We start from the raw sequence: 14,508 nt of genomic DNA, 5'->3' as shown, positions 1-14,508 counted from the left end.
GCGAGAAAGTGTATAATCACTTTCTCGCTTCTTTTTGATACGTAATCCAAGTAGGACAAGGGTTAAAAGGAAAGGATTTTAAGATTTCCATTGCATATATACTAGTTGAATCGAATTCACCTTGAATGAAAGAATAGCCGTGTTTATTTGCATACATAAATTGTTCGAAAACGAGCAGTTTCAGTAAGGATAAATCGTCTTTCGTGTGAGTTCCGCACCATCCTAGTTCTACCGTATTATCCTTTTCTGATGTATGGAGGAAAGAGTATGCCATAATTTGATGCTCTTCATTTATAATGAGAAAGCTCCTATCTAGTAGTACGTCATCAGCTAAAACCATCTCTTGCCAAGTTTGTAGTGGGAATGAGGCAACGGGATTTGCTAGGTGGGTTTGCTCATAATTTTCTTTTACTAAGTAGGCTAGTTTTTCTAATAAATTATTATTTGATACGATGTTCGATAAAGTTTGTACATGATAATTTGAATTAGGGACTATATCGATAGAAACTATTTTTTGTAAGTCTAATATCGGCATATATGTTCTTCGAATTTCCGTAAAATTATGTTCTTCAAAAAACGTTTTTAAATGAGCTGATGTTTCCCATATAGAGGTTTGTAATGGGAGTTTAAAGTTTTCTCGCTTTTGAATCTCGTTTAATAAAAATTCTTCAATGTGTAGCTCTGCATAGAAAGGATTCGTATATATTCGAAAGTATGTGCAGTATGGATGGAAGTTACTGCCCCAGGTGAAAAAGATGCCTACTACATCTTTTTTATAGTAGGCAACATACGCACATTTTGTTTTATTATCTCGTAATAAGTGAAATACGTACGATTCTTCATTGTATAAATCAATAAGTTGTTTTACTTGTAGCTCATTATTTTTACTATCCTTCTCTATAACGAGATTATTTTCATTGGAGGACTTCATCATAGCTCAATCCAAAAACGTCTTACTACATTCCCATCTTCCTCAATGAAATCATCATCACGAACCCCGCCGTTATGTAAAATTGTTTTTTCTGAAGCAGTATTTACTTCATCGCACACGACAAGTGCTCTCGTGATGTTTAATTTCTTAGTTTTTTCTAGGGATAATTCTAATAACTTCGTAGCATAACCTTTTCTTCTTTCAGAAGGGCGAATGCCATAACCGATATGGCCGCCAGCGTTAAATAAATGTTCGGTTAAACTATGGCGTATATTAACAGCTCCTACAATTCTATTATTATCTGTAACGAGCCAATATGTAGAGTCTGGTACCCAAGATTCAGGAAGGTTTACTCCGTTATGTGCATCGAGTAGTTCTTGCACCATAGCGGGGAAGTTAGAAGGGTCTTTTGAAATAACCCACGGAATCATCGTTTCACCGCCATCTTTCCATTCGTTATAAAAATCTAAGTATTCGTCTTGTAAATCGGTAGTAGGTGTAAGCAAAGAGACGTTCATTGTGAGTAAGCTCCTTTATTTATGTAGTATGTATAAAAAAATTACGACACAAAATGAAAGCGTTTTCTTAATTTTCTCAACCTCATTTCATGTTATCCACCTTTGTTTTTTCAAGAAAATGATTGGATGTTTAAAATTAGAAGTTATTTATTTTATGTCAATATTTAAAATATTAACATAAAACGGCCTAGGTATTAAGTGTATTTTAGTAAAATTCCTTCATATCGATAAATGGATGTATGTGATAATTTTTATTTTATCTATCTATAATGAATGAAAGGAGGAAGGGCTCGTGAGTGTAAATATTGATTTCATTATACGAATCGGTGTTGCTGGTTTGTTAGGAGCAATAATCGGTATTGAAAGGGAAATTCGATCAAAAGAAGCGGGCTTAAAAACACATTTCCTAGTAGCGGTAGGGAGTGCTTTAATAATGGTCGTTTCGAAATATGCTTTTTCAGATATTATGAATGAAGAACATATGGCACTAGATCCGAGTCGTATTGCAGCGCAAGTTGTTAGTGGAGTAGGTTTTTTAGGTGCAGGTACAATTATTATTCAAAAGCAGGCGGTGAAAGGATTAACGACAGCAGCTGGTTTATGGGCTACAGCAGGAATTGGATTAGCAATTGGTGCTGGTATGTATGTAGTAGGAATTGGAGCGACGATTCTTGTTTTAATTGGTTTAGAGATTGTAAGTCGTATTTTTAAGGTGCAATTTTTATTTCCGCAAAATATAATGGTGCAAATGTGTATAAATAAACGTGAAGCAGTACAACAAATATTAGAAACACTTCATATGAAAGGCATTCCAATACTTTCATATGAAGTGGAAGCTTCACAGCAAGGGATAGAAATTGTTTATAAGGTAGGGATGCAACTGAAAAACATATCGTCAGAAGAAAAGAATGAGTTTATTCAGCATATGCAAACATTACCAGAAGTTACATTCATAAAGTTAAAATCATAGTTTTGAAAACGAGGATAGATGTAGCGGGAATTTCGCTATTATCTATCTTTTTTTGATATAAAACGCACATAAAGTCAAGTGTTAATTTTGCATGGTATGGATACATGTGTGAACGTTACCTTATTTTTTCTCAATACAGTATAAAAAGTAAAAATAGTAAAATAATGGTGCGGTACACTAAAAAATGTAAGGTAGGGGAGAGCATGAAAGGCTATTCAAAAAAAGTGTTAGTAGGGGTAAGTTTTGCTAGTTTCATGTTAGGGAGTTTTCAAGGGGACGCATTGGCAGAAGGTACAAAGGGAGAGCAAGTTTCATATCGGAATGTGCTCAAAATGGAGCCGATTGGTTTACAATTACCAGTGCAAGAATTAGCTCATTCATCAAAAGTGTTGGAAAATAAGTCTTTTGAGAAAAGGCTACAATTTGCTGATTTGTCACAAAGACCGCCTGAAGTGAAAAAGGAAAGTAAGCAATTAGCTGTAGCGAAAACGTATACAATTGCTGAATTAAATCAATTGAGCAATCAGCAGTTAGTGGACTTACTTGTAACAATTGATTGGGAGCAAATTACTGGGCTATTTCAGTTTAATAAGGATAGTCTTGCATTCTATCAAAATGATAGTAGAATGCAGGCAATTATTGATAAATTGAACCAGCAAGGACAAGCTTATACGAAAGATGATTCAAAAGGGATTGAGACTTTAGTAGAGGTGTTACGATCTGGTTTTTATTTAGGATTTTATCATACAGAATTAAGTAAACTAAATGAGCGAAGCTATCATGATAAATGCTTACCTGCACTAAAAACGATTGCGAATAACCCGAATTTTAAACTAGGTACGTTAGAACAAAATAGAGTTGTCTCATCATATGGAAAATTAATTGGAAATGCTTCAAGTGATGTGGAAACGATCACATCAGCTGCAAAGATTTTTAAACAATATAATGATAATTTTTCTACATTGGTAGATAATCTTTCAGCTGGAAATGCGATTTACGATATTATGCAAGGTGTTGATTACGATATTCAATCGTATTTGTACGATACGAGAAAAGCACCGAAAGATACAATATGGTATCAAAAAATTGATAGCTATATTAATGAATTAAGTCGTTCTGCCTTAATTGGAACGGTGACAGCGAAAAATGGTTGGTTAATTAATAATGGTATTTATTATACAGGTAGACTTGGTACGTTCCATAGTACAGAAACGAAAGGATTACAGGTTGTAACAGATGCCATGAAAATCTATCCGTATTTAGGTGAGCAATATTTCGTAGCTGCTGAGCAAATTGCGACGAATTATGGCGGGAAAGATGCGAATGGTAAAGTGGTTGATCTAGATCAAATAAGAGAAGATGGTAAGAAAAAATATTTACCGAAAACGTATACGTTCGATGATGGAGCAATTGTGTTAAAAGCTGGAGATAAGGTGACTGAGGAAAAAGTAAAACGTCTATATTGGGCGGCAAAAGAAGTGAAGGCACAATTCCATCGTACGGTTGAAAGTGACCAGCCGTTAGAAAAAGGCAATCCTGATGATGTATTAACGATGGTTATTTATAATAGCCCAGCTGAATATCAATTTAACCGTCAATTATACGGGTATGAAACGAATAACGGCGGTCTTTATATAGAAGGAACAGGTACGTTCTTTACTTATGAACGTACGCCAGAAGAAAGCATTTATAGTTTGGAAGAATTGTTCCGACATGAGTTCACGCATTATTTACAAGGTAGATATGAAGTGCCAGGACTTTGGGGACAAGGGAAGATGTATGAGAATGAGAGATTATCTTGGTTTGAAGAAGGGAATGCGGAGTTTTTTGCAGGTGCAACGAGAACAGATAATGTTGTACCGAGAAAGAGTATTATAGGAGGCATATCTTCAAATCCAGCAGAACGTTATACAGCAGAGAGAACGTTAAACGCAAAATATGGAACGTGGGATTTCTATAATTATTCCTTCGCTTTACAATCGTACATGTACAATAAGAGATATGATATGTTTGACAAAATTCATGATCTTATTAGGAAAAATGATGTAACAGCATATGATGCATACCGCTCTGCTTTAAGTAAAGATGCGAATTTAAATAAAGAGTATCAAGACTATATGCAAATGTTAGTAGATAACCGTGAGAAATATAATGTTCCATTAGTATCAGATGATTATTTAGCAACTCATGCACCGAAACCAGTTTCAGATATTGCAGCAGAAATTACAGCAGAAGCAAAATTAAGTAATGTATCAGTTAAGAAAAACAAATCACAGTTCTTTCATACATTTACACTACAAGGAACATATACAGGTACGACTGCAAAAGGAGAATATGAAGACTGGAAATCAATTACACAAAACGTAAATGATACGTTAAAACGTTTAAGTGCAAAAGAATGGACAGGCTATAAAACAGTAACAGCTTATTTCGTAAATTACCGTGTGAATGCAGCAGGACAATTTGAGTATGATGTTGTATTCCATGGGATTAATACAGAAGAAGGTGCTGTGAATAAAGCGCCAGTTGCGGTTATAAATGGGCCCTATAGTGGAAATGTAAATGAAGCAATTTCGTTTAAAAGCGATGGATCAAAAGATGAAGATGGGAAAATTACTTCGTATAAATGGGAGTTTGGTGATGGAGCAGTAAGTAATGAGCAAAATCCGACTCACGTGTATACAAAAGAAGGAACATATACAGCGAAATTAACAGTAACAGATGACAAAGGATTAACGAATACTGCTACAACGAATGTAACGGTTCAAAAGAAAGAAGATAACAATGTGGAAAAAGAGCCGAATAACTCATTCCAGACAGCAAATAAACTGCAATTCAATCAAGTTTTACGTGCTAGTTTAGGAAACGGTGATACGAGTGATTACTTTGAAATAAATGTGGAAACGGCGAAAAACCTGCAAATTAATGTAACGAAGGAAAATAATATTGGAGTAAACTGGGTTCTTTATTCGGAAGCAGATTTAAATAATTATGTTACGTATGCCCAGCAAGAAGGGAATAAGTTAGTAGGAAGTTACTACACGTATCCAGGGAAATATTATTTACATGTGTATCAGTATGGCGGGGGAACAGGGAATTATACGGTAGAAGTGAAATAGTAAAAAGGTCGCCGTGAGTGGCGACCTTTTTGTTGCGTGTTATACAAAAAAATTTACAAAAGCTTGATAGGCACTACCAAGAGAAAATAATGTAGCTACCATATGTGCAGTCCATTTAGGCATATTTAATTTCAATACGGTATTGTACAAGATTCCATATAAGATACAAATGATTAATATAAATGCAATGAATTGAAGAACTAATAAAAATAGTGGTTGTCCCATTTATTCTCACCTCTTTATTTGATATATTAATATAATAAATTTATAAACGGAAGAATTATTTCTATAAAGTACCAAAAATGCGATATGAAAGGATCATCACCAAAAGATGGGGTTGATAAAATCAACGTTCTGTTTCTAAGCGAATGCGCAAGAAAAGATGGTCATCATTTCTGTAGCCAAACCCACGCCGTTTGATAAGTTTAATCTTATTGTTTGTTCCCTCCATGATTCCATTGGATAAAGGTGACACAATTGTATCGAGCATCGCTTTCTCACGTAATACGAAGCTTTTCACAATTTTCGCAACCGCACCGCAAACATGGAATTGATAGCGTTTTATCCAATCAGCTAATTGTCTTTTTGCCTGTTTCGATTGCCTCTTGATTACGATTTGGAACGACAGTTAAAACACGCCCTGTATCTGCATTTAGCACACTTGTTGCATACGTGTGCCCTTTACGAATCGCAAACTCATCTACACAAATTCGAGTAGCTATTTCATCTTCAGGTGCATACCAATAAAACCAGCGCTCTACCGTGGTGTAAGGCAAGTTATATTCGCAGGCAACATCTGACAAAGCGCGCCCCTTACAACGCTGTACAATTTCACGACGAAATGAGGCTGTTGAAGAGTGAATCAGCCCTAACCCGTAATCAAAAGTAAATGTATAATTGCACTGTGTACAACGTTGACGAGGCACCGCTAATTCAATCCAAAGCACTCCAATTCACGCTAAGCATAAGTTTGCCAATAAAATAAAAAACAAAGTCTGTAAATTTATGTAAAATAATGATATAATTTAATTGAATATAAAGAAAAAGGAAACCGATACAGCTTGTGCGTATGCAGTGCATTTTGGTCTAGGTCGCAGTCTTTTAACGTGCTCGAACTACAGGAGGAGTAAGCATATTCCCGATGGATCCATTTCTGTACTTCCATTATTTAGGGAAACCCCCTGGTATCCAAGACTAAATTTTACCCATACATCATTTTTTGATGTAGCTCTTGAAGATAAAAACTATTTAATTTTCAAGGAACAGTTATTAACTTAAAACTTATTATACGAGGAGGGTGTATCATGAAAAAAATATGCTTTGTATTAATTGTCGACGCTGGTATAAATTATGGTTCAATATTTTCTCTACCATTTTTAAGGAATCAGGATGATTTGAAGGGATATTTTTCTGAGTATTATGATGTTTCGATTAATTATATTAGGGATAAAAACTCAGTTGACTATTTGGTAGTTCCCAAACCGTGTCCACCTTTTGATAATGAAAATAATCTTCCAATAATTGAAGTACCAGCAAACTTATTTATGGAAAAGGATTTTGAAAAAATAAAGACTTATATAGACAATTATTTTTCTAATAACTCATAAAGAAAATAAAAGTACAGTAAAAAGAAGTCCGATAAAAAACGAGTGGTGAAGATTCAATGAATAAGGCACAAGCAACATTAGTAAATTACCAGCACCAACTAGATTTAGCTTCTTATTGGGGAGATGGTACCACTTCGTCTTCAGATGGGATGGGCATGCAAATGGGGGGTTCATCTTTACATGCAGACGCAAATCCACAGTACGGAACAGGTAAAGGTGCTACCATTAAAGTCCGATTGGTGAAGGCTAATAATCAGTGGGGGATGAAGAAAACCCCCACTAATTAAAGTTTCACTTTATCGCTTTATGAGTGATCAATTCTCTAGCTTTCATACAAAAGTGATTAATCCGAATGCTAGGGATGCCGTTCATGTCATTGATGGTTTACTACATCACGAAACAGATTTACATATTGAAGAGCATGCTATTTGATCATTACGCCTCTTAGAACATAAATAAAACCCTTGATTTTCTGCTTAGCGTAGATAAATCAAGGGTTTTTCTTTCGAAATCTTTTTACGCGTTATAGCCGAATAATTTTAAATCTTCCCCTGAGTTCGAAATGATCTCTTCGAACTTCAATCCTACTTTTTCTAAAAGCTTTCCTGACTGGATGTTATCAGTAGTAGTAATGGCTACAATTCGTTTCAGACCTAGTTTTTGTACTCCGTATTCGATTACAGCAGAAGCTGACTCGTAGCCATATTCTTTCGAACGGAATTTCTCTAAAAAGGCAAAGCCGATATCAACATCTTCTAATGAATCTCTTTTAATAAGGCCACACATACCGAGCGGAGTGAGATCTTCTTTTCGTTCTACTAAGTAAAGGCCGAAGCCCATTTTATTATACATATCAACGGGTCCGTTTAAGATGTATTTTTTTGCATCTTCTAAGTTTTTAATCCTTTTATCACCGATATACTGAATCCATGCAGAATCGTTTACTAACTCGAGAATAAATGGAGCATCTTTTATATGAAACCAGCGAAGAACGAGTCGTTCCGTTTCAAGAACTATCACAATCTACTGCACCACCTTTAACATTTATAATCATTAGTATGGATTGTGTAATACAAAATCGCAACATATTTTAAAAGAGCCTGGATTGTTCACATAAAGTTCGTTTGTTTTGTATAAAGGGATATTTTATAATTAGAATTGATTGTAAAGAGTGAGATGCTTATACAATGACTCCTAGGTGACTAGGAGTTTTTACTATATAACTATCATTATTACTAAATATGACACACTACACATTCTACTCAAGGAGGTACATAATGAAGAAATTATATAATGCATCGTTTACGTATTTGATTATCGGTTTATTATCAGGGATTTTCGCTAGGGAGTATGGAAAGTATAAAGGGATTGTAGGATCTACTTTGTTAAACCTTTTACATACACATACACTTGTACTCGGCTTTTTCTTCTTTTTAATTGCTTTAGGATTAGCAAAAGTATTCGCGTTTCATGAAGCGAAAAGTTTTAATAAGTGGTTTGTTGTACATAATATCGCATTAATTTTAATGTTAGGTTCGCTAGCAGCAAGAGGGCTTCTTCAGTTAAATGGAGCGGACTTTAAAGGATTAACTTATATTGTTGGTTTTTCTCATTCGCTGATGGCATTTACTTTAATTTGGTTTATGTTGTTAATAAAGAAGTCGTTTAAAATGTAGTTTTATAGAAAAGAACTTGCGATAGGTATTGCAAGTTCTTTTCGTTTATTCGACAGTATGAAACGAATTGCATATGTATAAAACTTGAATTATTTAATTTTTCGGATTATTATGTATAAAATACTTAACATATTTTGTAATTCAAATTTATAGAAAGTAGGAGAGTGTACGATGGAAATAACAGTAGAGCGTTTAGTAAATGAATTAAAGGGTGTGCTTCCCGAAGATCGAGTAGTAATCAATACGACAGTAAGAGAGTTACATAGTAAAGATGAATCTTATCATGCCAGTAGTTTACCTGATGTAGTAGTTTTTCCGAAAACGACAGAAGAGGTTAGCGCGATAATGAAAATAGCGAGTGAGCACGGGACACCCGTCGTTCCGTTTGGGGTAGGTTCTAGTTTAGAAGGACATGTAATTCCTTATGAAAAAGGAATTACGGTTGATTTTTCATTAATGAACAAAATTCTTGAAATAAGAGAGAAAGATTTTCTGGTGAAAGTACAGCCAGGAGTGACTCGTTCTCAGCTCAATAAAGAATTGAAGAAATACGGTTTGTTTTTTAGTGTAGATCCAGGAGCAGATGCAACGTTAGGTGGAATGGCCGCTACAAATGCGAGTGGAACGACAGCCGTGAAATATGGCGTTATGCGTGATCAAGTTCGTGATTTAGAAGTCGTTCTTGCTAATGGAGAAGTAATACATACTGGGAATTTAGCTGTGAAGTCGTCATCAGGTTACCATTTAAATGGTGTTTTCGTAGGATCAGAAGGTACGCTTGGATGCTTTACAGAGTTAACATTAAAAGTATACGGCATACCAGAGCATGTTATGGCCGCGAGAGCATCGTTTCCAACTATAAATGATGCAGTAGAAGCTGTTATTAACATATTGCAAGCGGGTATTCCGATTGCGAGAATTGAACTCGTTGATGAACTATCTATGAAACAAGTCAATCATTATAGTGAAACAAGTTACAGAGAAGAACCTACATTGTTTTTAGAGTTTCACGGTAATGAAGCAGGGTTAAAGCAAGATGTTGAGTTTACGAAAGAAATTGTTTTTGATCATAAATGTAAAGAAGTTGCTTTTGAAACGGAAACTGCAGCGAGAAATAAATTATGGGATGCACGGCATAACCTAGCATACGCTTACGTTCATAGCTATCCTGGTAAAAAGCTTATGAGTACAGACGTATGTGTACCTATTTCAGAATTGGCTGGGGCAATTCAACATGCGAAAGATACATTAGATAAGGTTGGGCTTGTTGGTGGTATTCTTGGTCATGTAGGAGACGGGAATTTCCACGTGCTCTTAATGGTTGATCCAAACGATAAAGAAGAAGTGGAAAAAGCAGATGAAATAAATGAAAGTATCGTTCTATATGCTCTTAAACGAGGAGGAACATGTACAGGGGAACATGGCGTTGGTATTGGAAAACGGAAGTATCAGGAAGAAGAACATGGGGCGGCATTACTCGTAATGGAAAAAATAAAGAAAGCTCTTGATCCGCAAAATATTTTGAATCCGAATAAAGTTTTTCAGTTAAAGGATAGGGGATGATGGGGTGAAAGTACTAGAAGCGATAAGTAATATAGCTGGAAAGTATTTTGCATTTTGGGTTATTTGTATTGCAACTATTGCGTATTTTATTCCCGCTCCATTTCTCGGGTTAAATAGTTACATAACGATTTTACTCGGGGTTGTCATGTTTGGGATGGGGTTAACATTAAAGGCTGTTGATTTTAAAATTATTGCTACAAAACCATTGCCAGTTATTATCGGTGTATGTGCTCAGTTTATTATTATGCCACTTGTCGCATACGTACTAGCCTACGTTATGAATCTGCCAGCCGAATTAGCAGCTGGATTAGTGTTGCTCGGTTCAGTACCGGGTGGCACTGCATCAAATGTTATGGTTTATTTAGCGAAAGGGAACTTAGCGCTGTCTATTGCAATGACATCATTATCAACGTTACTAGCACCAATTGCTACACCTCTTATTTTACTATTACTTGCAGGACAATGGATGCCGGTTAATCCTATGTCTATGTTTCTTTCTATCGTACAAGTCATTATCATACCTATTATTTTAGGGTTAGTAGTGAAGAAGTTATTCCCTAAAACTGTTACGAAAGGAATGACCGTTATCCCTTTAATATCGGTCTTAGCAATTATCATTATCGTTTCTGCAGTTGTTTCAGCGAATGTAAGTAGTATTACTTCTTCAGGCCTTCTTATCTTTATTGCCGTTATGCTCCATAATGCTTTCGGTTTTTTACTCGGATATATAACAGCATTCATACTTAGACTAGACGAAGGGACAAGAAGAGCTATTTCAATAGAAGTAGGAATGCAAAATTCAGGTTTAGGTGTTGCGCTAGCAACAGCACATTTTGGACCAGCTGCCGCCCTCCCAAGTGTGTTAGCAGCAGTATGGCATAACATTGCAGGACCGATTTTAGCAACCATCTGGTCAAAAAATGCAAAGGATACTTTCAGTGATGAAACTTTATCGGTAAATATAGAAAAATAGGAATGATAAAGAATGCAAAAACGTATTGTACATTTTGAAGGGCTAGTTGTTTTCATAGCTGCGATTTATGCGTATTCATTATATGAATTTAGTTGGATAATATTTTTTCTGTTCCTTTTAGCTCCGGATTTATCAATGTTAGCGTATGGTATAAATAATCATGTTGGGGCTAACATTTATAATTTATTTCACACATATATCATATCGATATTAATTGTTATCATTGGTGTTTATTTTAAGATAGATACCGTTATTATGATAGGCCTAATATGGACAGCACATATTGGAATGGATCGAATGTTTGGATATGGGTTGAAATATGAGACGGATTTTAAGGATACTCATATTCAGAGGTTATAGTTGCTTTTGAGGAGAGGGATACTTTGAAACAGAGAATTACTATCAAAGAGTATAACATCAAATGGGAAAGTGAATTTAATAAGTTACAAACTCTCATTAACGATGTAATGGAAGACAGTATTTTATCCATTGAACATGTTGGGAGTACATCTATTAAAGGGCTTGCAGCAAAACCAATATTAGATATTGATATCGTAATAGAAGATTATGTTTTTTTTCCTGAAGTAGTAACAAAGCTTGAAGCGATAGGATACTATCATCAGGCAGAATGGAGCTACAAAGGGAGAGAGGCGTTTGGCAGAAAGGACGCTTTCGTTCCGTGGGACGGAGAAAGTACAGATTGGATGGAACATCATTTGTATGTGTGTGATAAAGAAAGTGAAGAGCTAAGAAGACATATAGCGTTTCGGGATTATCTTCGTGAACATGAAGATGTTGCTGTTGAATATGGACATTTAAAGGAAGAGTTAGCAAGAGAGACAAAAAGTAGAACGAGCTATAGTGAAGGTAAGACAGCATTTATTACAAATATATTAGAAAAGATAAACTAAGGCGGCATGGAATACATGCTGCCTATTCTTTTGAAATAGAACGCTGCCATTATAAAACAAATACAAACTGGCCCTGTTGAATGCCACAAGACTTAAATATAATGAGAAATAAAAGACCGGAAAAGAGGGAGTTTATGTATATACCAAAATATTTCGCAATACAAGATGAAGAAATGAAGTACGAAATAATGGAACAAAATAGCTTTGCAACGTTATTTTCTCAACATAATGGGGAACCATATGCAACGCATTTACCCTTGTTATTAAATAGGGAGACCCTTACTTTACATGGTCACTTCGCACGGCCGAATGAACAGTGGAAAGATATTGGGAATCAGCAAGTACTAGCTATATTTCAAGGACCACATAGTTACATCTCTCCGTCATGGTATGAAACAAACAATGCAGTACCAACATGGAATTACGTTGCAGTGCATGTATATGGTGAATTAGAAATTGTTGAAGATGAACAGGAATTAATAGATTCTCTTCAAGAGTTAGTACATAAGTATGAAGATCCAGAGAGCGCCTACTCACTTAATGATGTAGACCCGAATTATATAGCAGGATTAAGTAAGGGAATAGTTGGGTTCAAAGTAAAGATAAATAAAATAGAAGGAAAAGCGAAGTTAAGTCAAAATCATTCTGTGGAAAGAAGAAAATTAGTTGTGGAGAAACTTGAGAAAGTTGGTAGTGAGGAGAGTAGGGCGATTGCAGGGTTGATGAAAGATTAACGATTATATAAAGGATGTGCGCGTTAAATTTATATAAATTAAAAATTCGTGCTAATTATTAGCACGAATTTTTGTTATGCTTGTTTAAGCCCGTATGCTGGAGACCATGTATCGCCTTTATTTAAGGACACATCTTTGGAATTATGACTAAATCCAAAACTCAAAATTAATGTCAATGCTACTGCCGATAGTGTTAAACCAATTTTTTTCATTATTTTAACGCCCCTTTAGCTAATGATTTTTTACGTGCTTGATTGCTTAAATAAAAATATTTACTTGCTTTGAAGTGATTTTCTTCTGCATAAAACTTATTTGCTATTCTTTCTGTATACTCTTCGATGCATTCCCATAACTCTTCTGTTTCGAAATAAGAAACTCCTGCTAAAACTACTTTTTCTATTTCAATTGTATTTGATTCTTTACAAAGCTCGTCTAAGATTTTAAATCGATATTGATATTCTTTAATTTCTAGTTTGTTACAGACGAATAAACCTCTTTCAATAAATTGAGATGCAGATTCTTTTTCACCTAATTTCAAATATTCATCTGCTTGTAGATAAAGAGCTTTAAAATGATTCGGCATACTTTCAGTAACTTCGGATAGATGACGAATTGCTAAAGAAGAAAGATTTTGATTTGCGTACAGTAAACCAATGTTATTTCTTGTACGTAAAAGTAATGATTTTTCGCCTTTCTTTTTAAGAATATCGATAGCGGAGTTAAAACTTTCTTCAGCTTGTTCATATTGTCTTAAATCTAGACAAGATAGCCCGAAAACATTGTCACATGCAGCTAAATTAACTTCATATCCTGAGTGTGTAGAGAAAACTTTTTTAGCTTTTTGTATATAGTTGATTGCTAATAATGGGTTGTATATTTGGTAATAAAAAGAGGCGATACGATAATTGAATTCAGCAAGTTCTAATTCTTCAGGTACATATTTTAAAAGTTTTTCTGCTTTCTCGAAGTGATTTTTAGCTTCATTATAGTCTGCAAGAATGGTGTTATGAATGGCTTTGAAGAAGTGATAATAATAAGCAAGACAATTATTTTCGGGTATTGGATAAATATCAATTTTATTAAAAGCATCTTTAGTAATATTTAAACCATCCGTTAAAACTTCATATCTAAAATTAAAAAGTGAATAATACAATAGTAGATTAGTATCTTTTTCAGAACTAGAGATTTTATCCTCAATATCATTTTTAATCTTTGTTGCTTGAATAGTTTGATGTTGCGATATTACTCTATACCAATCATTAAATAATTTTGTAATTTGTTCATTACCTTGTAGTTGAACGTTCATGAAATCCCCTCGCTTTTTGAATATTCTTATAAAATATAGTATCAAAAATAACAATATTTAGAAATAAGATTTTTATTTCTCAATATTTGTTTAACAAACTTTTCAGTAAGCCGATTGGAATAGTATTAATTTGTTTTGGAGTAAAGAAAAGGTGTCGGGGGAGGGGGCATTTTAAATTTCTAGTTGAGAGGTGAAAATAT

Annotated in this window: 17 protein-coding genes and 1 pseudogene; 10 read left to right on the top strand and 8 right to left on the bottom strand. The window is 34.6% G+C overall.

Going from position 1 to position 14,508, the window contains the following annotated elements:
- Window positions 1-16 precede the first annotated feature (16 nt).
- Both MR147_RS12000 and MR147_RS11995 read right to left on the bottom strand, forming a co-directional pair.
- A complete protein-coding gene (locus MR147_RS12000) occupies window positions 17-934 on the bottom strand; it encodes a GNAT family acetyltransferase (protein ID WP_242304305.1) in 918 nt (305 codons plus the stop codon).
- The gene (locus MR147_RS11995) at window positions 931-1,449 is read right to left on the bottom strand and encodes a GNAT family N-acetyltransferase (protein ID WP_242304303.1); all 519 of its coding nucleotides are present in this window, start codon (window positions 1,447-1,449) and stop codon (window positions 931-933) included. The genes MR147_RS12000 and MR147_RS11995 overlap by 4 nt, the downstream gene beginning before the upstream one ends.
- Before the next feature lie 292 nt (window positions 1,450-1,741).
- Between MR147_RS11995 and MR147_RS11990 the strand changes: the two genes are divergently transcribed.
- Complete coding sequence (locus MR147_RS11990) at window positions 1,742-2,419, top strand: MgtC/SapB family protein (protein ID WP_074540689.1); 678 nt, start codon at window positions 1,742-1,744, stop codon at window positions 2,417-2,419.
- Window positions 2,420-2,622: 203 nt separating this feature from the next.
- Window positions 2,623-5,538 carry a collagenase ColA gene (gene colA / locus MR147_RS11985; RefSeq protein ID WP_242304301.1) on the top strand — a complete coding sequence of 972 codons (2,916 nt, stop codon included), beginning with the start codon at window positions 2,623-2,625 and terminating at the stop codon, window positions 5,536-5,538.
- 39 nt (window positions 5,539-5,577) lie between these two features.
- Here the strand turns inward: colA and MR147_RS11980 are convergent, their stop codons facing one another.
- The 3 genes from MR147_RS11980 to MR147_RS27165 form a co-directional block, all read right to left on the bottom strand.
- Entirely contained in the window at window positions 5,578-5,763 is a 186-nt protein-coding gene (locus tag MR147_RS11980; protein ID WP_242304300.1) for a hypothetical protein, read from the bottom strand.
- Between the two features lie 121 nt (window positions 5,764-5,884).
- The gene (locus MR147_RS11975; protein WP_396022888.1) at window positions 5,885-6,103 is read right to left on the bottom strand and encodes a transposase; all 219 of its coding nucleotides are present in this window, start codon (window positions 6,101-6,103) and stop codon (window positions 5,885-5,887) included.
- A 4-nt stretch (window positions 6,104-6,107) separates the two neighbouring features.
- A complete protein-coding gene (locus MR147_RS27165) occupies window positions 6,108-6,485 on the bottom strand; it encodes a transposase (protein WP_242304297.1) in 378 nt (125 codons plus the stop codon).
- A 357-nt stretch (window positions 6,486-6,842) separates the two neighbouring features.
- Between MR147_RS27165 and MR147_RS11965 the strand changes: the two genes are divergently transcribed.
- Window positions 6,843-7,145: a hypothetical protein gene (locus MR147_RS11965; protein ID WP_000717617.1), complete on the top strand. Its 303-nt coding sequence runs from the start codon at window positions 6,843-6,845 to the stop codon at window positions 7,143-7,145.
- A gap of 47 nt (window positions 7,146-7,192) precedes the next feature.
- A pseudogene (locus MR147_RS11960) lies at window positions 7,193-7,568 on the top strand (Tn3 family transposase); the annotation flags it as partial.
- Between the two features lie 93 nt (window positions 7,569-7,661).
- Here the strand turns inward: MR147_RS11960 and MR147_RS11955 are convergent.
- Window positions 7,662-8,165, bottom strand: a complete 504-nt coding sequence (locus tag MR147_RS11955) for a GNAT family N-acetyltransferase (RefSeq protein ID WP_242304295.1) — start codon at window positions 8,163-8,165, stop codon at window positions 7,662-7,664.
- Window positions 8,166-8,422: 257 nt separating this feature from the next.
- Here MR147_RS11955 and MR147_RS11950 point away from each other — a divergent pair, with 257 nt between their 5' ends.
- From MR147_RS11950 to MR147_RS11925, 6 genes are all read left to right on the top strand, one after another.
- Window positions 8,423-8,821: a DUF2871 family protein gene (locus tag MR147_RS11950; protein ID WP_044793331.1), complete on the top strand. Its 399-nt coding sequence runs from the start codon at window positions 8,423-8,425 to the stop codon at window positions 8,819-8,821.
- 171 nt (window positions 8,822-8,992) lie between these two features.
- On the top strand, window positions 8,993-10,384 hold the full coding sequence (locus tag MR147_RS11945) for an FAD-binding oxidoreductase (protein ID WP_242304294.1): 1,392 nt from the start codon (window positions 8,993-8,995) through the stop codon (window positions 10,382-10,384).
- A gap of 4 nt (window positions 10,385-10,388) precedes the next feature.
- The gene (locus tag MR147_RS11940; RefSeq protein WP_098946505.1) at window positions 10,389-11,357 is read left to right on the top strand and encodes a bile acid:sodium symporter family protein; all 969 of its coding nucleotides are present in this window, start codon (window positions 10,389-10,391) and stop codon (window positions 11,355-11,357) included.
- Between the two features lie 12 nt (window positions 11,358-11,369).
- A complete protein-coding gene (locus tag MR147_RS11935; protein WP_074609582.1) occupies window positions 11,370-11,717 on the top strand; it encodes a DUF4260 domain-containing protein in 348 nt (115 codons plus the stop codon).
- 23 nt (window positions 11,718-11,740) lie between these two features.
- Complete coding sequence (locus MR147_RS11930) at window positions 11,741-12,268, top strand: GrpB family protein (RefSeq protein ID WP_074609580.1); 528 nt, start codon at window positions 11,741-11,743, stop codon at window positions 12,266-12,268.
- 134 nt (window positions 12,269-12,402) lie between these two features.
- Window positions 12,403-13,002, top strand: coding sequence for an FMN-binding negative transcriptional regulator (locus MR147_RS11925; RefSeq protein ID WP_242304291.1), 600 nt, complete (start codon window positions 12,403-12,405; stop codon window positions 13,000-13,002).
- Between the two features lie 74 nt (window positions 13,003-13,076).
- On the opposite strand, the gene MR147_RS11920 is transcribed toward MR147_RS11925, so the two are convergent.
- Together MR147_RS11920 and MR147_RS11915 are read right to left on the bottom strand one after the other, a co-directional pair.
- Window positions 13,077-13,214: a Phr family secreted Rap phosphatase inhibitor gene (locus MR147_RS11920; protein WP_242304288.1), complete on the bottom strand. Its 138-nt coding sequence runs from the start codon at window positions 13,212-13,214 to the stop codon at window positions 13,077-13,079.
- The gene (locus tag MR147_RS11915) at window positions 13,214-14,308 is read right to left on the bottom strand and encodes a response regulator aspartate phosphatase (RefSeq protein ID WP_242304286.1); all 1,095 of its coding nucleotides are present in this window, start codon (window positions 14,306-14,308) and stop codon (window positions 13,214-13,216) included. Before MR147_RS11915 ends, MR147_RS11920 begins: the two co-directional genes overlap by 1 nt.
- Window positions 14,309-14,508: the final 200 nt, after the last annotated feature.

This window comes from Bacillus cereus group sp. BfR-BA-01350 (assembly GCF_022663775.1).
GTDB classification, from domain to species: Bacteria; Bacillota; Bacilli; order Bacillales; family Bacillaceae_G; genus Bacillus_A; species Bacillus_A paranthracis.
This window is presented reverse-complemented; position numbering and strand designations above follow the sequence as displayed.